Below are 18,392 nucleotides of genomic sequence, written 5' to 3'. Positions count from 1 at the left end.
AAAAATTCTAAAAGGCATGTCGATTACTGTCAAGACTTATGCGGGAAACTGAATGTGACAAAAAGATTACAAGAAAAAATCAAGGTATGAATTTCTACCTTGATTTTGATTTAAATACATATATTAACATTATAGGAAATGGTAATTATTCGTATTTAAGAAGATGGTGTGTTTGATTTTAAAAGGCTTTGAGAAAAGGATTTTTGTATTGTTTTTGTAATGGGGCCAACTTGACCATCTCGAATCGCAGCTCCATCAAGGTGAGTCATCGGTAAGATTTCAATCGTTGTTCCTGTAAAGAAACATTCATCAGCTTGGTAAACGTCACGAATGCTAAAAAGTTCTTCTTGTACAGGAATGTGAAGAGTATTAGCTAAAGAAAGGACATACTGACGAATAATTCCATTTAAAATAAGATGATTGGCTGGATGTGTGTAGAGTGTTCCATTTTTAATTAAAAAGAAGTTGGAACGGCTACCTTCAGTTACAATACCATTTCGTACGAGAAGGGCTTCTTTACAACCTTTGCGTTCAGCTTTCGTAGCAGCTAATACATTTGGTAGTAAATTTAATGATTTAATATCACAGCGAAGCCAGCGAGTATCTGGTTCTGATATAGCACGTACACCATATTCAATCCATAAAGCCGGTCTTTCCTTTTTTGTGATATAGGCATAGATTGTCGGGGGAATGTCATATGAGAATGCATGAGTACGAGCTTGTACACCGCGAGATACTTGCAAATAAATGGTTCCATCTTCGTAGAAATTATTACTTTCAATGAGTTTGTACAGTAAGGTGATGAGCTCTGCTTTTGAGAAAGGGAGCGATAATTCTATTTCTTCTAGGGAGCGATATAGTCTTGTTATGTGCGGATCTAATAAGTGAAAGTTTCCGTTGTAGAGCCGCATTACCTCGTAGACACCATCTCCAAATTGCAAGCCTCTTTCTTCTAGTTCTATGTATGTTTTTTGTTTTGTTGTATCAATAACTGCATCATTCCAAAGTACAAATCTTTCATATGCCAATTTCCATCCCATCCTTTCGTAAGTACTGAAGTAAGGTGAAACTTTGATTAATCGAGCTTATACGGTTAGACCACCCATATGATTTTTGAATCCGGCCAAATTTTGAAGTGGGATTCCTATTGCTAGTTAACGCGGCATAAAATCGCTATAGTAATTTTTATGTAAGCAATACTCTACATATGACGTATATGTATTTGTAAATAATAGGGAAGTAATAGAGATTTATAGCATTTTGTATATACAAATTCGAAAATAAGAAATAAGAATCCTGCCTATAAATAAAAAAAAGCAACATTCATATGGAATGCTGCAAAAGGAGGGTAGCTATCTTTCATAGGGATATCATCTTATTGAAGGTTTTGTACATGAGAACAAAACACTTTAAAAGACAATTAAAAGAAAGTAGAAAACAAACGGTTCGCATATTTCTTTAAGGGATCTTATTGAAGATGAGAGATAAGAAATATGTAGAACCTCGTTTACATATTTTATTATAGAGATGTTTCGTTAATGTGGTGTGAATATTTGGTAAAGGTTATGTAATTTTAAAGTTAATGAATAGGAGAAGAAGGATAGCGGAAAATAAAAAAGAGGCTGAGATTACTCAGCGCTCTTCTTTTCTTCTTTAATAGCTGTTTTTACTTCACCAGTTTTAATCTTGTTACTTTCAGAGAAGCGAAGTAAGTCACCTTCAATGAGTTTGTCTGACATGTTCAATTCATTTTGGGCACGATCAATGAGTGGTTGAGATTCTTCTTTCGGTAATTGTACAACTTCGCCAGTAGCACGGTCGTAGAATGTACTGTTCGTGTACATGTACTTATCTGTAATGAAGCTACCGTCACGAAGAACAACGAATCCTTTATTATCAGGTGAGAATACGTCATGGCCAAATTGAATTTGATTCGTAGAATCTACACCAAGTAAGTTTAGAATAGTTGGTTTAATATCAATTTCACCAGTTGGTTTTGAAATTGTTTTACCTTCTTTTTGACCTGGAACGTGAATAAACATCGGTGTTTTTTGTAAGTTCATATGGTCAAATGCAGTAATTTCTTCTTTTCCTAAGAACTGTGCCATTGCACGGTTATGGTTTTCAGAAATACCATAGTGATCACCGTAGAATACGATCACAGAGTTGTCGTAAATGCCTTCTGCTTTTAGACGCTCAATAAAATGTTTCATTGCTTCGTCTAAATAGCGAGCAGTTACCATGTAACGGTCAAACACGCCATCACCAGAATTATATTCATCGATTAATTTCGTGTTGTCATCATAAGTGAATGGGTAATGGTTTGTTAAAGTAAGGAAGCGAGTGTAGAACGGTTGCTTCACTTCTTTTAACATATCGATAGATTGATCGAAGTATTCGATATCTTTTAATCCCCAATTTAATTTTGTTTCTGGCGTAATCTTGTAGTCAAGCTCGTTGTAGTAACGATCATAACCAAGTGCCGGATACATAATGTTACGGTTCCAGAATGTTGCGTTGTTTGCGTGGAATACCGATGTGTGGTACCCTTGCTGACGTAAAATTTCTGGAGTTGCTGTGTATTCGTTGTTACCGTGTGTGAAGAATACAGCACCACGGTCTAGTGGATATAAAGAAGTATCTACTAAGAATTCAGCATCAGATGTTTTACCTTGCCCAGTTTGATGGAAGAAGTTATCAAAGTAATAACTTTCTTTCGTAAATTGGTTTAAGAATGGTGTAACTTCTTGTCCGTTAACTGTTGCGCCAATTAAGAATGTTTGTAATGACTCAAGAGAGACAACAATTACGTTTTTTCCTTTTGCAGTACCGAACATATTTGGATCTGGTTTACTTTGTGTTGTTTTCACATAGTTTTCTGTTTCTTGTAATTTACTACCGTCTGCAAATGCCTTTTGTGAACTTGACTTCGCTTGTAAGCCAAGATCGTATGCTTGGTGTACATATAATCCTAAGTTTTTAACAAGCATAACGCGGTCGAATGAACGTGTTAATAGTTCTGGACGTTCAGCTTCTGCAAACCCTAGGTTTACGAAGAAAATAGCAACTGTTGACACGAAGTATAGAGAACGCATCGGACGTGCTACACGCTCTGTCGGTGCAAAGTTTTTCTTCTTCTTTAGTAAGATGAAGAATACGATAATATCCGCAAATGCAAGGATAATTTTGTAGTTAAATAATTCTTTCACACTAGAACCTAAGCTTCCAAAGTTAGAAGTTTGCCCTAGTACTGGTAAAGTAACGAAGTCATTGTAGAATCCGTAGAACATTACGTTACCAACAAGAATGAACGTTAAAACAAAATTAATTCCAAGTGCTATATAGTTACGTTTTTTTCCTTTTGCAAATAATGCAAGTCCCACAAACAGTAATGATGCTGCTAATGGACTAATGAATAAAATGAATTCTTGCATGAAAGATTCAAGTTTTAAATCAAAGCTTGTGCGTGTAATAATGTAGGTTTTCAGCCATACGGCTAAAGCTACGAATAAAGTGAAACGCACATTTTGAAATTGTGATTTCAAGGTTTCTTTCATTCATTTCCACCCTTTCTCTATCAGGCTTGGTCGATTTTGGAGCGAAAAATGCTAAAATAAAAAATACATAGTTTCTTTTGCCATAATTAGAGCTTCTATATTCACCCATATACGACTTTAACTATGCATACCCTTTTTTGGTTTCTTTTGCTGCTCATAAGTATAACGTCATTTCTGTATTATACAACAAAATTCATTTCTGAGAAACACTATAACATTTTACATTTTTTGTATGTGTTTTGTCACTACCAGAGAAAACTTTATCATTCGTTTATATGTCCGTCAACTAGAAAATATAACAAAGATAGAGAAGAATGTTAAGTGAAAGTGAAAATTTTCATGGTTGAGAAATAAGAAATGGAAATATGTAATGGTTTGTCTAGAAAACTATTATATGAAGGAAAGGGTATGAAAATTAACGAACACTTGTTCTTTTTAGGTTTGTTTGTTAAAATAAAAATTCATTGATAGATTATGTGTAATTTTGATGAACTTTTACTGGTAATATATTGTAGCTTATTTCTTTTGAAAAATAGGGGGGCTTTTACATGAAACAAAAATTTTCAGTTGAAGCGTTTTGGAAAAAAGTAAAACATGTTGCAAAGCAAGCCGGACAGTCGGTCATTTATGCCAGTTTATTACTGTTTTACGTTTTGCAAAGACCTGATGTTCCAAAGCGGGTGAAAATTATTGTAATTGGAGCACTTGCTTATTTTATTGCACCGATTGATGCCATCCCAGATTTCATTGCTGGAGTTGGTTATACGGACGATTTAGGGGCATTAACGGCGGCACTAATACAGGCGTCATTATATGTCAATGAAGATGTGAAAGATAAGGCACGAGTGAAGTTGGCAGAATGGTTTGGTTCGGATATAGACACATCATTTATCGATCAGAAATTAGATCAATAGGTGAGAACTGTCATAGAGTGACAGGGCGAACGTAAGCGAGGAAGTGCATTATGCCATCAGGAAAAACGCATACGAAAATAAACTTAATATCCCTTCCGGTTGTTTTGTTTCTGCTCTTTTCGTATGGATTAACAAATTTTGATTTTTTATTAACTTTTGCAATTGGCTTTTTAGTAGGTACTTCATTTTTAACACCTGATTTAGATACGTACAGTAATGCGTATAATAAATGGGGATTCCTGCGTATATTTTGGTATCCGTATAAGAAAGTAATGCCACATCGTTCCTTTCTTACACATACGATTATACTTGGTGATGTAATTCGTATTGCATACATGTTAATCGTATTTTCTCCGTTTTTATTTCTATTAAATGTAATAGCACTGGACGGGAACTTAATAGAAATTGCGAAAAAACATGAGGTGGAAATTAAAACGTTCCTAATGGGAATTGTTGTGGCGAGCACGCTTCACATTATAGCGGATAAAACGAATACGCGCCGAAAGAAAATGATGAGAAAAAAGAAGAAACGAAGAAGATAAAGTGAAACTTTAATCAGTAGGGGCATCCCCCGCTAATTATTAGCTCACACTAATCGGGAAAAGGACACTTGCAAATTGCAAGTGTCCTTTTTTAAACAAACGTTTGTTTAAAATTAAGCTTTCAGCACTTTAATTCCTTTTACAATGTTCCAGATGAAGTAGTATAAGCTGATGATTCCGCAAATAGCTAAGACAATCATTGCTCCAATTCCAAGTGTTACATCTGGTTGGTCCGATCCGATGCCCATAATTCCTAAAATAGCTACGCCGATAAATGTAGCGATACTTGGAATGATATGTGTCCATAGAGCACGTTTTGCATGTGGCTTTGTTTCAGCATCCCCCACAATCCAAACGATGATTGGGAATAAGATAGGGGCAAATAGTACACTAAAGTATGATAAAGCAGCTAGTATTTTGTTTCCATTCATATATATCACCTCATAAATAATTTCCGTTGTTATACTATTATTATGCAGTAATTTTTACAAGCTTACTATCGATGAACATTACAAGAACGTGACGATTTTGTAAGATTTTTTCTTTAAATAATAAAATTTTCAAAAAAATCTTTTTTTATGGAAAACGCTGTGATAAAGTATAAATGGGATTAGATGAAAACGTTTTCTTGAACGTTTTTTATTTTTAGACTTAAAGGTATGATGACCTGATAGTCTATTGATGAGGTTATTCTATTTAAAAGGGGATTCTTTAGGGGGAGAGAACAATGAACACATGGACACAAGTTTATGATCCGTTCGGTAACATTTGGATTTCGGCAGCAGTCGCACTTATTCCAATCATCTTTTTTTTCTTAGCTTTAGCAGTTTTCCGCATGAAGGGGTATGTGGCAGGATTTATTACAGTTGTACTTACAATTTTAGTAGCGTTATTCGCTTATAAAATGCCGTTTACGATGGCGATGGCAGCAACCGGATACGGTTTTTTATACGGACTATGGCCAATTGCTTGGATTATCATTATGTCGGTATTTTTGTATAAAATTTCCGTAAAAACAGGTCAATTCGATGTCATTCGTGCATCTGTATTATCTATTACAAATGATCACCGTTTACTCGTTATTTTAATTGGTTTTTCATTCGGAGCATTTTTAGAAGGGGCTGCGGGATTCGGTGCACCAGTAGCAATCACGGCAGCGCTTCTAGCAGGTCTCGGATTAAATCCTTTATATGCGGCTGGTCTTTGTTTAATCGCAAATACTGCACCGGTAGCATTTGGAGCGATGGGAATTCCGATTACAGTTGCTGGACAAGTAACGGGTATTGATCCACATAAAATCGGACAAATGGCTGGACATCAGTTACCGTTTCTATCATTATTTGTTCCGTTCTTCATCGTATTTTTAATGGATGGGTTTAAAGGGGTAAAACAAACGTGGCCTGCGTTACTTGTAGCAGGTAGTTCATTTGCAATTACACAGTTTATTACAGCAACGTTTCTAGGGCCGGAGCTTCCGGATATTACGTCAGCACTTGTAAGTTTAGTGAGTTTAGCGCTGTTCTTAAAAGTTTGGCAGCCGAAAGAAATCTATCAATCTAAACAAGCAAATAGTGAAGTAGCGGCAACAACGACGACATCTATGCCAAAACTCACAATAGGAAAAGTAGTGAAAGCATGGTCTCCGTTCATTATTTTAACGGTTATGGTAGTTGTTTGGAGCCAAAGCTTCTTTAAATCTTTATTTGCTCCAGGAGGCGCTTTAGAAAGTCTTGTATTTAAGTTTGAAGTTCCAGGCTTACACAATTTAGTAATGAAAGCAGAGCCGATAGTAAATAAACCAACGCCTTATGAAGCAATTTTGAAATTAGATGTTTTATCAGCGACTGGAACGGCAATTTTAATTGCTTGTATTATTTCTATCTTTATTTTGAAAATGAGTGCAAAAGATGCAGTAGCGACATTTAAAGAAACGTTAAACGAACTTAAGATGCCAATTCTATCTATCGGATTCGTATTAGGATTCGCATTTATCGCAAACTATTCTGGTCTATCTTCTACATTAGCGCTAGCGCTAGCAGGAACTGGCGGACTATTCCCTTTCTTCTCACCATTCCTAGGTTGGATTGGTGTATTCTTAACAGGATCCGATACGTCAGCGAACGCACTGTTCTCGAATTTACAAGCAATTACGGCGCAGCAAGTTGGCGTATCTGAAGTACTTCTCGTTGCGGCAAATACAACAGGTGGTGTAACAGGTAAGATGATTTCTCCGCAATCGATTGCAATTGCTTGTGCTGCAGTTGGACTTGCCGGAAAAGAGTCGGATTTGTTCCGTTTTACAGTGAAGCATAGTTTGTTCTTCGTTATTATCGTTGGTATTATGACGTATGTACAGGCATATTATTTAACGTGGATGATTCCATAAACAATAAAAGAAATAAACTTTTCATTTTTCAGATTATCGTGTATGATGAGAAAGTATTGAAAATTAAATCAGTGATAAACTAGGGGTGCCTAACGTATGCGTAGGCTGAGAGAGAAGCGCGTGAACTTCTTAACCCTTTGGACCTGATCTGGCTCGTACCAGCGTAGGGAAGTTAGCGGCTTTACATAATGATGTCTTTTATGAGCCAGGTCCTTATTTTTTTATGGACCTGGCTCTTTTTGTTTTGGCATACGCTGGCCATATCTCGTCCTTGTCACGTACAGGGGGGCAACAAAGGTTATGAAACAATCTGTTTCAGCTGAACAAATTGAATTGAAATCGAGTTTACCAGGAAGTAAGAAAGTGTATGTAGATGGACCACGGGAAGGTATGAAAGTACCGATGCGTGAGATTGCACAAAGCGATACGAATGGTGTCCAAAATCCGCCCATCCGTGTGTATGATACGAGTGGTCCTTATACGGATCCGGCCTATAAAGTGGAGCTGGAAAAGGGGATTCCAACGCCGCGTCATTCTTGGGTCATGGAGCGCGGGGATGTAGAGGCATACGAAGGGCGTGAAGTAAAACCAGAGGATGACGGTGTGAAAGTGGCTTCGAAACATACACCTGTTTTCCCGCAAATGGATCGTAAGCCGCTTAGAGCGAAGGAAGGTGCAAATGTTACGCAAATGCACTATGCGCGTAATGGCATTATTACGTCTGAGATGGAGTATGTTGCGATTCGTGAAGGAGTGGAGCCTGAGTTTGTTCGTAAGGAAATTGCAGAAGGTCGTGCGATTTTACCAGCGAATATTAACCATCCGGAAGCAGAACCGATGATTATCGGACGTAACTTTCATGTGAAGGTAAATGCAAATATCGGAAACTCTGCTGTATCTTCTTCTATTGCAGAAGAAGTAGAGAAGATGACATGGGCAACGCGCTGGGGTGCAGATACGATTATGGATTTATCTACAGGTAAAAATATTCATACGACGCGCGAATGGATTATTCGTAATGCTCCTGTACCGGTTGGAACTGTGCCCATTTATCAAGCGCTTGAGAAAGTAAACGGAATTGCAGAAGATTTAACGTGGGAAGTGTACCGTGATACGTTAATTGAGCAAGCGGAGCAAGGCGTTGATTACTTTACGATTCACGCTGGTGTATTACTTCGTTACATTCCAATTACTGCAAAACGTACGACAGGTATCGTTTCACGCGGTGGTTCGATTATGGCGCAGTGGTGTTTATTCCATCATAAAGAAAACTTCCTATATACTCATTTTGAAGAGATTTGTGAAATTATGAAGCAGTACGATGTTTCATTCTCGCTTGGAGATGGATTACGTCCAGGTTCGATTGCAGATGCAAATGACGAAGCGCAGTTCTCGGAGCTTGAAACGCTTGGTGAATTGACGAAAATCGCTTGGAAACATGATGTGCAAGTTATGATTGAAGGACCTGGACATGTACCGATGCACTTAATTAAAGAAAATATGGAGAAAGAACTTGATATTTGTCAGGGCGCGCCATTTTATACACTTGGGCCGCTAACGACAGATATTGCACCAGGATATGACCATATTACATCCGCAATTGGAGCAGCAATGATCGGCTGGTTTGGAACGGCGATGCTTTGTTATGTAACGCCGAAAGAACATTTAGGTTTACCAAATAAAGATGATGTTCGAGAAGGGGTTATTACGTATAAAATTGCAGCACATGCGGCTGATCTTGCGAAAGGGCATAAAACGGCTCATCAGCGTGATGACGCACTTTCAAAAGCACGTTTCGAATTTCGTTGGCGCGATCAATTTAATTTGTCTTTAGATCCTGAACGTGCGATGGAGTATCACGATGAAACGTTACCAGCAGAAGGAGCGAAAACAGCTCATTTTTGTTCAATGTGTGGACCGAAGTTTTGTAGTATGAGAATTTCACATGATATTCGTGAATATGCGAAAGAAAATGACTTAGAAACGACAGAAGCAATTGAAAAAGGAATGAAAGAGAAGGCGAAAGAATTTAAAGATACTGGTAGTCATTTATACCAATAACACGTTACACCTCTTTACTTGATTGATCACACTGTAGTACCTAACTTAATTATAGAAAAAGCCCCCTTTGCTAAGACGGTAGCAAAGGGGGCTTCTGTTTTCTTTATAAGGCAAAGAAGAGGTGTACCCAGTAGTATAAGAGGAATAATGTGACGACTGTTGTGAGAGGAATAACGATGAGAGATACGCTTAAATAATCTTTCCATTTTACTTTAATTTTGTTTTGTTTCAGAATATACATCCAGATGAGGGAAGCTAGTGTACCGATTGGTAATAATAGTGAACCGATGTCACTACCAATAATGTTTGCGAGGTAGATTGTTTTTAATGTGACTGGATCTAGCCCCATTTCTGTTAATGTGATTGTACCAATCATAAGGGCAGGGTGGTTATTGAAGACGTTAGAGAGGATGGATACAAGTCCGCCCATTGCAAAGCTAGCATAGAGTAAATGCTGACTTACAAGTGGCTCGAGCCATTGCACAAGTGCGGCTGTTAATCCTGCGTTGTGAAGCCCGTAAATAATGACGTACATAGAGAAGGCGAAGATTAAAATGTGCCACGGTGTCTTTTTTAAAATATCGACAGGGTTTGTTCGTAAGTAGTACCATCTCCAGATAAGAAGAACGAGGGAACCTAGCACTGCAACGATTTCGATTGGGATAGATAAGAAGGATGCAACGAACAGAAGACAGCGCATAAGGAAGACAAAACCTAATACTTTTAACATGAATTTTGTACGTTTTTGTTTCGTATCAACAGAATTGTTTCCTTTTAACGGATGGAAGTTTTTCGTGAAGAAAATTTCTTCAATATCATATGAAGAAACCGGTAATTTCTCTGGTAATTTTTTCTTTAAAACAGTGTACATGAGCCATGACATAAACAATAATCCTAATGTTGCAGGTACAAACATCATAGCAGTATGCATATAAAGAGTCATATTAACGATATTTAATGCGATTAAGTTTACGATATTACTTACACCGATTGGTGCACTAGAAGCAGTGGCGATTAAAGCACCGCTTAATAAATAAGGAATTTGTTGATGAGGCTTTAATTGAAGATTTTTCAGAAGAAGGATTAGAATTGGGGTTGTAATCAAAATACTACCGTCATTATTAAATAAAAGAGTCATAAGAAAGCATAGTAATTGAATATACCAGTATAGGCGGCGTCCAGAACCTTTCGCTAAATTTGCGAGTTTTGCTGCAGCCCAATGGAAGAAGCCGAAGCTTTCTAATATAACTGCCATAACGATGGTCGCCAATATCGTTATGGAAGCGCCTCCGATTTTACTTATAATGTCTATGACATCTGGCCTTGAGACAAGTCCAGTAATGAGGATAATACCAGCGCCAATTGCTGCTGGCCATGCCTCATTTAAGCCACGAGGTCGCCAAAAGATAACAATCATCGTTAAGAAGAATACAATAATAGTAATCCATATCTCAATGCTCATATTTTACCTACCTTTCTATTTTTCCTTGAATCAATGTAGCTTGTCTCAAGGTCTGTATTGGTAGTATATTCGAAAAAGAATAAGAGGAACTAGACGTATAATAGAAGAAAGTGAATATGTGTTTTTCAAGCTATAGGACAAGTATACATACTAGTGAAATAACTATTAGGAGAGGAGTCTAATAAATGAGGGGCATTCTATGTACGAATGCCCCTCATTTATTCCGCTATTTGTGGGCAGTAAGACTCCTACCTCAAAATTCGGCTGGAGCAAAGAAGTTAGGTGGAAGTCCTGCTGCCCGTAAACGCCTGATTGGTGAAGGTTAATAATCAGTGGGGATGAACAAAACCCTTACTGATTAAAGTTTTACTTTGTTATTTTTCCTTCAAAAAAGTTCGATCCTTCAAGAATAAATTCCAGAAGAAAATGAATCCGGGTAGTAAAATTGCAATCCCGATTGCGTAGAGGATAAGAAGCGCATAGAATGTTTCGACCGTTGTAAAGCTTGTAAATACAGTTACGTCCGGGTAAATGATATACGGTAAATGAGCGACGCCGTAAGCGTAGCTTGCAAATGCATATTGAGCGACGACAGCTAAAACTGCAATGCGAGGAAACCCTAGTGTGCTATATTTCTTATTTGTCCACCAAAGGGAGGAATAGCCGATAACAAATAAAATGATAGAGACTGTAAACCATGGGAATTGCTTTATTAATCCTTGCATTAGCCAGTGTGTTTGTGGGTCCATTACAACGAGAGCTATAATTGCCGTAACGAGCGTTGCAGGACCAAGTATGATGGCATTTCTTCTATAAATTCTATATGCATCTTCTGAACCTTGCTCTCTCGCAAAATCCGCGAGAAAGAGAGAAGATAGAAACAGTTCCGAAGTTAGTCCGAATAGCATATAACAATAAATAACAGGACTAGAAAGAAGTTTTCCGTAAAGGAGTACTTCTTTTCCTTCAGCCATTGTAATGTAGGCACCCTCTGTAACAGGTAAAACGGTAATTAATAGGGCTGGAATTAAGAGCCCTGTAATACCTGAAATAATCCGAAGAAGATGTTGGTACTTCGGCAGAGAGTAAGCAAATACCATAAATGTACTACGAATTGCAACGAGTACTAGAATTAGCATGACTGGTACGAACATAACGGTTGCAAGGGTAAAGGCTGCTTTCGGAAAGAAACCAAGGAAAGCGACAACGACAAAGACAAGAAACGTATTTGTTACTTCCCAAGTTGGTGATAAGTATCGATTGGCAAGCTTGGCAGCAAGTGTTGGATGTTTCGCATATACCATGCCCCAAAAACCCGCTCCAAAATCAATGGACCCTAATATACTGTATACGAAAATAAGAGCCCATAAGATGATGATTGCAATGCTTTCCTCATGCACGAGAATCGCCTCCTTGGTGATGTAAATCATTCTTTAGCGGATGTCTCTTAAAGAATGTCCGTAGTACAAAGACTGTTAAAATACCGAGTCCGATATATAAAATAATGAATAGAATAAATAAAGGACCGACGAAATCAGCGCGTGTAGAAGCATCGACTGTACGCTGCATACCATAAATTGTCCACGGCTGACGACCGCTACAGCTGAAAATCCATCCGAATTCAATACCGAGCATCATAACTGGTCCACATGCGGCAGCTCCCAAAAGAAGCCACTTCGGTAACTCGGTTCCTTTTTTTCGGTAAACGAAGTACCAATATAAGAGAGCGATTGCTGCAACTGCAAAGGTAAAGGCAGCGGTGCCGACCATTAAGTTGAACAGCGTATGTGTGTAAAATGGTGGCCATGTTTCTTGTGGGAATTCCTTTAAACCTTTTACGACGGTGCTAGGGTCTAGTCCCACTAAAAGGCTAAGCATGTTCGGAATTTCCAGCGCATAGTTTAGTTCAAGTGTGTTAGGATCCACAACCCCGCCAATTGATAAGGGAGCATGTGATGTCGTTTCAAATAAAGCTTCAGCAGATGCAAGTTTTTCAGGTGAATGCTTATGTAAGGCGATTGCTGATTCGTGCCCCGAAAGCCACATCGTAGCACCTGTAATAAATGTCACGACGAGTCCTAACAGTAGTCCCTTTTTATGATAAGCCACTTCACGCTCACTTACATTCTTCTTTAATAATTTAAATCCAGCGATAGAGGCAATGACGGCTGCTCCAGTCGCATAGGCTGTAATAACGACGTGGAATGCGCTTGTGCCAAAGCTCGGATTAAAGAAAGCTTTCCACGGATCAACGTTAAAAACCGATCCATCTGGCCCCATGGAAAAGCCTGCGGGTGTATTCATCCATGTATTTGCTGATGTAATAAGCACGGCGGATGCCGTGGCACCAATCATGACGAAAAAGAGTGAGATTAATCTCATGAATGGAGGTAATTTATCAGCCGCATATACATAAATAGACATGAATAAAGCTTCTAAAAAGAAGGCGAAAATTTCAATTTGAAAGGGAACAGAAATAACTTGCCCAACAATTTTGGCGAAACCAGGCCAAAGAAGTGAGATTTGTACACCAACAATTGTTCCAGTTGGAATTGCTACACCGAGAAGAATAGCAAAAGCCTTTGTCCATCTTTTTGCCATAATGGCATAGTCGGAATCTTTCTTCCAGTGATAGAGTATCTCACTTATAAAAATCATCAAAGATAGCCCGACTCCAAGTGTTGCAAAGATAATGTGGAATGCTAATGAAGAACCAAAAAACGCTCTTGCTAATGTTACGGTATCCATATATATACTCCTCTTCTTTTTTGCCATTATTTTCTGATTGAATTGGAAGATTTATTCAATAAACTGCCAAAAATATATATGTATTTAAAAAGTGAATATGGTAATATGATGTTTGAATATTATAAATAGAAAGAAATTAACGTTTAATAATATTTTGTTTGTTTTTTATCTAGGAATATTTTATAATCTTTTATGCGAACATAAGTTCCATTTTGTGGTTGGAGAAGTTTATGTGAAATGGAGAGGGTGTTTTATGTATCCTGAAGTCATTAAAAAGATGGCGTTTTCAAAAGAGCATAGAGATTTATTATTGAAGTTGTATAATAAAGAAATTACACGTCGTGAATATGACCGACTTGTGGAATCACTATATAGACCTTCTAAAGAGGTTTGTGAGGGGTAGAAATGCGGGAGACAATCTAATAGATTGTCTTTTTTAATTTACGTATGTTCTGGTAAAATTAAGGTTAGCCTTATTAGGGAGGTGAAAAGATTGCGGAAACGTTTATATATAGGGATTGGAGTTATTCTCTTAATCGCCTTAGGTGGAATTGTATTTTGGTCAGCCTTACAAGGAAACCGTACGGAACATTTTATTTTAAGACATATGGTGAATGAAAATGGGACACTTGCCACCTACCGTTTAGAAGATACAAAGGCAGGTACTGGGGAAGCGAAAGGCCGTGAAGCTTTATCAGAATCGGCAGGGCTATGGCTACAATATACATTGGATAAAGATGATCAAGCGTTATTTGATGAACAAGTAAAGGTCGTTCAAAATAACTTTGTACATAAGGATCGTATCGTTTTATGGAAAGTCTCTGAAAAGGGAGAAATGCAGTCAGCTACAAATGCACTTATAGATGATCTTCGTATTATAGAACAATTATATCGTGCTTATGAAATGTATAAGGAAGATCGTTATAAAAACCTTGCAGATCAATTGAGTGATGCTGTACTTCGTTACAATAAGAAAGATAATTATTACGTTGATTATTATGACGCGGATGCAGGGAAGCAAAGTGGTTTTGCAACAACATCATACATAAATCCGCATGCATTCTCGTACATGAAAAAGTATGGAAAAGTTTCTGCTGAGCAGTATCAAGAAGTGGTTCAATTTCTAGCGAATTATCCAAGGCATGGCTGGGTATTCCCGAAAGAGTATAAGGAAGATGGTACATTTACGTACGATAAAGAAGTGAATCTTATTGACCAATCATACGTTGCATATCATCGTAGTTTAGGGGGGCTTTCATCAGATGCTTATTTGGAATTCATAAAGAAGAAGTTCCAGAAGGACGGAAAGTTATACGGCCGTTATAATTTAGAAACGGGAAAACAAACTGTGGATTATGAATCACCAGCTGCTTACGGATTAACGATTTTGTACGTACTACAAACAGGTGATACAAAGTTTGCGACGGAATTGTATGAACATATGGCCACATTCCGAAATGATAATGTATTTAGTAGATATTACGGTGGGTACGTAACAGGCGAAAATAATAATACGCATATTTTTGATAATGTACTACCACTTTTAGCTGAAATGGAATTAGAGAAGAGTAAGAAATAGAAGGTGCCACCCTATGGGGGTGGCACCTTCTATTTGTGTCGTTATTTGTTGATAAATCAATATTTCTTGGCGAAACGTCGATATATTTGAAGTTATGATCGATATAATTTTATGACCTAATATTGGAGAAGTAGTCAATCACGAATTCACGGAATTGCTGGGCAGTTTTTGATAGATAGCGTTTCTTCGACCAACTTAAGCCGATGGTTCGCTCGCAATTCGGTTCAATAATACGTAATTTATTTAATGCTAAAGTAGAGTTTTTTAATAAAGTTAAACTTGGTACAAAAGCGATGCCGAGACCTTGCTTAATAAGGTCGCTAATCACGGTTGGTTCATCTACTTCAAAAGCGATATGTGGAGTGAAGCCAGCTTCTTTACAAAATTCATCTGTTAAGTGTCGAAATCCATAACCAGTGTTCATACTAATAAACGGTTCGTTCTTTACTTCATGAAGATAGATATTTTCACGTCCTGATAAACGGTGGCCTGAAGGGACGACTAAGAAAATTTCTTCTGTAATAAGTGGTTCCCAAATAATCTCCTCGCCTTCAATTGGCACAGAAGAAATGCAAAAGTCAATTTCTATATTATCTAGTTGTCGTTTCATAGAAGGAGTAGATGCGAGAAATTGTTGGAACCGAACGTTAGGATGTTCTAGTAAAAAAGAACCGAGTAGTTCTGGTAATATTCTTGGAATAGAAACGGCCAGCGTAATAGAGCTTTGTTGTAAGTTAGCTAAATCTTTAATTTCTCGTTCGCCTTCACTTAATTCATGAAAAATGCGCTCTACTCGTTTTAAGAATACTTTCCCGAAAGAGTTTAATGTAATTTGTCGACCTTGGCGATCAAATAACGGGACGCCTAAGTCTTTTTCTAGTCTAGCAATTGTTTTGCTGAGCGAAGGCTGTGCGATATGCAATTCTTCAGCGGCTTTTGTCATATGTTCTAATCGTGCAACTGTTTGAAAGTATTTTAGTTGAAGAAGTTCCATTTTGACTCTCCTTTCTATAGACCAAAAGGAATGGATTGATAATTAAAGATGTATTATACAGTATGAAAATGGACGTGTATAGTAAATCTGTTAAACCATTCTAATGGTGTTAAATTCGGAGAAGGAGTATGTTTCATGAAGGGAATTCAACTTGTATTTAAAGATTGGAAAGCGATGTGGCACCATAAACATGGACGTATCGCTTTAATTTTTTTGTTAATCGTTCCTTTAATTTATTCGGGATTCTTTTTAGCTGGATATTGGGATCCATACGGACGATTAGATAAATTACCTGTTGCAGTTGTGAATTTAGATAAAGGTGCTGCAATGGATGAAAAAACAATTCATGCAGGAGACGACTTTGTTAAAAATTTAAAAGAGAATAAGGAACTGGCTTTTCATTTCGTATCAGAAAAAAATGCTGATGAAGGGTTAAAAGAAGATAAGTATTATATGGTTGTTACGATTCCGGAAGATTTCTCTAAAAAAGTAAGTACACTTATGGATGAGAAACCAGAACCGGCACAATTGCATTACAAAGTAAATCCAGGTAAAAACTTTGTAGCAGCTCAAATTGGAACGACAGCTGTGGAAAATATGAAAACAAAAATCTCAAACAGTATTACGAAATCTTATACAGAAGGTGTCTTTTCAAAGTTTCAAGATTTGGCACAAGGATTGAGTGATGCAAGTAATGGGGCTGAGAAGTTACATGAAGGAACGACCGATGCAAAAAATGGAGCAAATCGGCTTGCGGATGGTATTGATCGTTTAAGTGACGGGACATCGAAATTGAAAGAGGGAAGTGACAAGCTTGCATCCAGTCAATCTGCTTTAACCGGGGGAGCAAATGAGCTAAGTCAAGGAGCGACATCACTTCATAGTGGTTTGGAATTACTAGCGCAAGGTGAAGGAACTTTACAATCAGGAGTTAGTGAATTAAGTGTTGGTACAAATGAATGGGTGAACGGAAGCGAGAAACTTGCTGAGGGACAAGTGAAAGCGGATGATGCGGCAAGTAGTGTGAAGAAGCAATTAGAGGAGTACATGAAAAGTCATCCAGAAGCACAGCAAGATCCTGCTTTTCAAAAAATCGTTGCTACTTCTAATGGGTTAGCTAAAGCAACAAATACTTTAAATAATGGCCAACAACAATTGACACAAGGCGCGAAGAAGCTTGCTGACGGTCAGCTTAAAGTTGAAGAAGGCATGAATACATTCGGAGTTAAGTTAAATGAAGCTACTGCTGGAACGAAAAAGATAGCAGATGGTGCGGCAAATCTAGCTGATGGATTTACGAAGTGGGGCAATGGATTTACATCATTACAAGAAGGTGTAAATCAGCTTGCGAGTGGTGGAACAGAGCTGAATAATGGCGCTGGCAAGTTAGTGAATGGCCTTGTTAAACTTGACGACGGTGCGAAAGAACTTGCTATGAAATTAGGAGAGGGCGCAGAGAAGATAGCGGATGTTCGCAATGATGATGCACGCAATACGATGTTCTCGGAGCCAGTTCAATTAGTGAAGTCAACAGTTTCTGACGTACCTAACTACGGTTCAGGTATTGCACCATATTTCTTATCACTTGCATTTTATGTCGGCGGAATTATGGCATCAAATATTTTACCGCTTGGCCGTAGACAAAATATGAAGGTAAGTGGAACGGTACACTTTATTAATAAACTAGGATTAGTATATTTAATTGGGCTCATTCAAGCGCTACTTGTAGATGTTGTTGTGCTAGGAGCCATGAAATTAGAAGTTGCAAGTGTACCGCTCTTTGTTTTATCAAGTATTGTTATTTCCTTTACGTTCATGACGTTTATTCTTATGTTAGTAACGGTATTTGGTCTTGTTGGGAAATTCGCGGCAGTAACACTTCTCGTCTTGCAATTAGCGACGAGTGGGGGGACTTTCCCAGGAGAATTAAACGTAGCTGTTCTTAGCAAAATCGGACAGTTTCTTCCAATGTCACATTCTCTTAGAGGATTACAAGATGTTATTTCTTTAGGGGATTGGTCGCAATTACGAATACAAATTTTAATATTGTTATGTTACCTCGTTGTTGCTGGTGGAATTGCTTGGATTACGAGTCATATACAGCATAGAGAAACGAATACAGAACAAGTTTCTTAAAATGAAAGAAGCT

The 18,392-nt window shown here is 37.8% G+C and carries 15 protein-coding genes and 1 riboswitch; of the genes, 8 read left to right on the top strand and 7 right to left on the bottom strand.

Annotated elements, in window-relative coordinates; all coding sequences use genetic code 11:
* Nucleotides 1-155: 155 nt before the first annotated feature.
* Nucleotides 156-1,040, bottom strand: a complete 885-nt coding sequence (locus tag MHB70_RS24540) for a D-amino-acid transaminase (RefSeq protein WP_002040014.1) — start codon at nucleotides 1,038-1,040, stop codon at nucleotides 156-158.
* Nucleotides 1,041-1,628: 588 nt separating this feature from the next.
* Nucleotides 1,629-3,557 carry an LTA synthase family protein gene (locus tag MHB70_RS24535; RefSeq protein ID WP_000665340.1) on the bottom strand — a complete coding sequence of 643 codons (1,929 nt, stop codon included), beginning with the start codon at nucleotides 3,555-3,557 and terminating at the stop codon, nucleotides 1,629-1,631.
* 548 nt (nucleotides 3,558-4,105) lie between these two features.
* Here MHB70_RS24535 and MHB70_RS24530 point away from each other — a divergent pair.
* Together MHB70_RS24530 and MHB70_RS24525 are read left to right on the top strand one after the other, a co-directional pair.
* The gene (locus tag MHB70_RS24530) at nucleotides 4,106-4,471 is read left to right on the top strand and encodes a YkvA family protein (protein ID WP_000810376.1); all 366 of its coding nucleotides are present in this window, start codon (nucleotides 4,106-4,108) and stop codon (nucleotides 4,469-4,471) included.
* Between the two features lie 50 nt (nucleotides 4,472-4,521).
* Entirely contained in the window at nucleotides 4,522-5,013 is a 492-nt protein-coding gene (locus MHB70_RS24525) for a metal-binding protein (protein WP_001139015.1), read from the top strand.
* Nucleotides 5,014-5,126: 113 nt separating this feature from the next.
* On the opposite strand, the gene MHB70_RS24520 is transcribed toward MHB70_RS24525, so the two are convergent.
* Nucleotides 5,127-5,444 carry a DUF4870 domain-containing protein gene (locus tag MHB70_RS24520; RefSeq protein ID WP_001014094.1) on the bottom strand — a complete coding sequence of 106 codons (318 nt, stop codon included), beginning with the start codon at nucleotides 5,442-5,444 and terminating at the stop codon, nucleotides 5,127-5,129.
* Nucleotides 5,445-5,740: 296 nt separating this feature from the next.
* Here MHB70_RS24520 and lldP point away from each other — a divergent pair, with 296 nt between their 5' ends.
* Together lldP and thiC are read left to right on the top strand one after the other, a co-directional pair.
* A complete protein-coding gene (gene lldP, locus MHB70_RS24515) occupies nucleotides 5,741-7,399 on the top strand; it encodes an L-lactate permease (protein WP_001099311.1) in 1,659 nt (552 codons plus the stop codon).
* Between the two features lie 71 nt (nucleotides 7,400-7,470).
* Nucleotides 7,471-7,586, top strand: a riboswitch (TPP riboswitch).
* Nucleotides 7,587-7,699: 113 nt separating this feature from the next.
* A complete protein-coding gene (gene thiC / locus MHB70_RS24510; protein ID WP_000814456.1) occupies nucleotides 7,700-9,460 on the top strand; it encodes a phosphomethylpyrimidine synthase ThiC in 1,761 nt (586 codons plus the stop codon).
* A gap of 103 nt (nucleotides 9,461-9,563) precedes the next feature.
* On the opposite strand, the gene MHB70_RS24505 is transcribed toward thiC, so the two are convergent.
* Nucleotides 9,564-10,922, bottom strand: coding sequence for an arsenic transporter (locus tag MHB70_RS24505; RefSeq protein ID WP_000021138.1), 1,359 nt, complete (start codon nucleotides 10,920-10,922; stop codon nucleotides 9,564-9,566).
* A gap of 185 nt (nucleotides 10,923-11,107) precedes the next feature.
* On the opposite strand from MHB70_RS24505, the gene MHB70_RS24500 reads away from it, so the two are divergent.
* Nucleotides 11,108-11,248 (top strand): hypothetical protein, encoded by a 141-nt coding sequence (locus MHB70_RS24500; RefSeq protein ID WP_001214071.1) that lies wholly within the window; start codon nucleotides 11,108-11,110, stop codon nucleotides 11,246-11,248.
* Between the two features lie 48 nt (nucleotides 11,249-11,296).
* Here the strand turns inward: MHB70_RS24500 and MHB70_RS24495 are convergent, their stop codons facing one another.
* Entirely contained in the window at nucleotides 11,297-12,322 is a 1,026-nt protein-coding gene (locus MHB70_RS24495; RefSeq protein ID WP_000544171.1) for a cytochrome d ubiquinol oxidase subunit II, read from the bottom strand.
* Entirely contained in the window at nucleotides 12,315-13,670 is a 1,356-nt protein-coding gene (gene cydA / locus MHB70_RS24490) for a cytochrome ubiquinol oxidase subunit I (RefSeq protein ID WP_000381963.1), read from the bottom strand. The genes MHB70_RS24495 and cydA overlap by 8 nt, the downstream gene beginning before the upstream one ends.
* 253 nt (nucleotides 13,671-13,923) lie before the next feature.
* Here cydA and MHB70_RS24485 point away from each other — a divergent pair, with 253 nt between their 5' ends.
* Together MHB70_RS24485 and MHB70_RS24480 are read left to right on the top strand one after the other, a co-directional pair.
* Complete coding sequence (locus MHB70_RS24485) at nucleotides 13,924-14,073, top strand: hypothetical protein (RefSeq protein ID WP_000283176.1); 150 nt, start codon at nucleotides 13,924-13,926, stop codon at nucleotides 14,071-14,073.
* Between the two features lie 90 nt (nucleotides 14,074-14,163).
* Nucleotides 14,164-15,249, top strand: coding sequence for a hypothetical protein (locus MHB70_RS24480; RefSeq protein ID WP_001231685.1), 1,086 nt, complete (start codon nucleotides 14,164-14,166; stop codon nucleotides 15,247-15,249).
* A 109-nt stretch (nucleotides 15,250-15,358) separates the two neighbouring features.
* On the opposite strand, the gene MHB70_RS24475 is transcribed toward MHB70_RS24480, so the two are convergent.
* Nucleotides 15,359-16,243: a LysR family transcriptional regulator gene (locus MHB70_RS24475; RefSeq protein ID WP_000421931.1), complete on the bottom strand. Its 885-nt coding sequence runs from the start codon at nucleotides 16,241-16,243 to the stop codon at nucleotides 15,359-15,361.
* Nucleotides 16,244-16,378: 135 nt separating this feature from the next.
* Here MHB70_RS24475 and MHB70_RS24470 point away from each other — a divergent pair, with 135 nt between their 5' ends.
* Complete coding sequence (locus tag MHB70_RS24470) at nucleotides 16,379-18,379, top strand: YhgE/Pip domain-containing protein (protein ID WP_061529513.1); 2,001 nt, start codon at nucleotides 16,379-16,381, stop codon at nucleotides 18,377-18,379.
* Nucleotides 18,380-18,392: the final 13 nt, after the last annotated feature.

The sequence above is a fragment of the Bacillus sp. FSL M7-1020 genome (assembly GCF_038050415.1).
Taxonomy (GTDB): domain Bacteria; phylum Bacillota; class Bacilli; order Bacillales; family Bacillaceae_G; genus Bacillus_A; species Bacillus_A toyonensis.
This window is presented reverse-complemented; position numbering and strand designations above follow the sequence as displayed.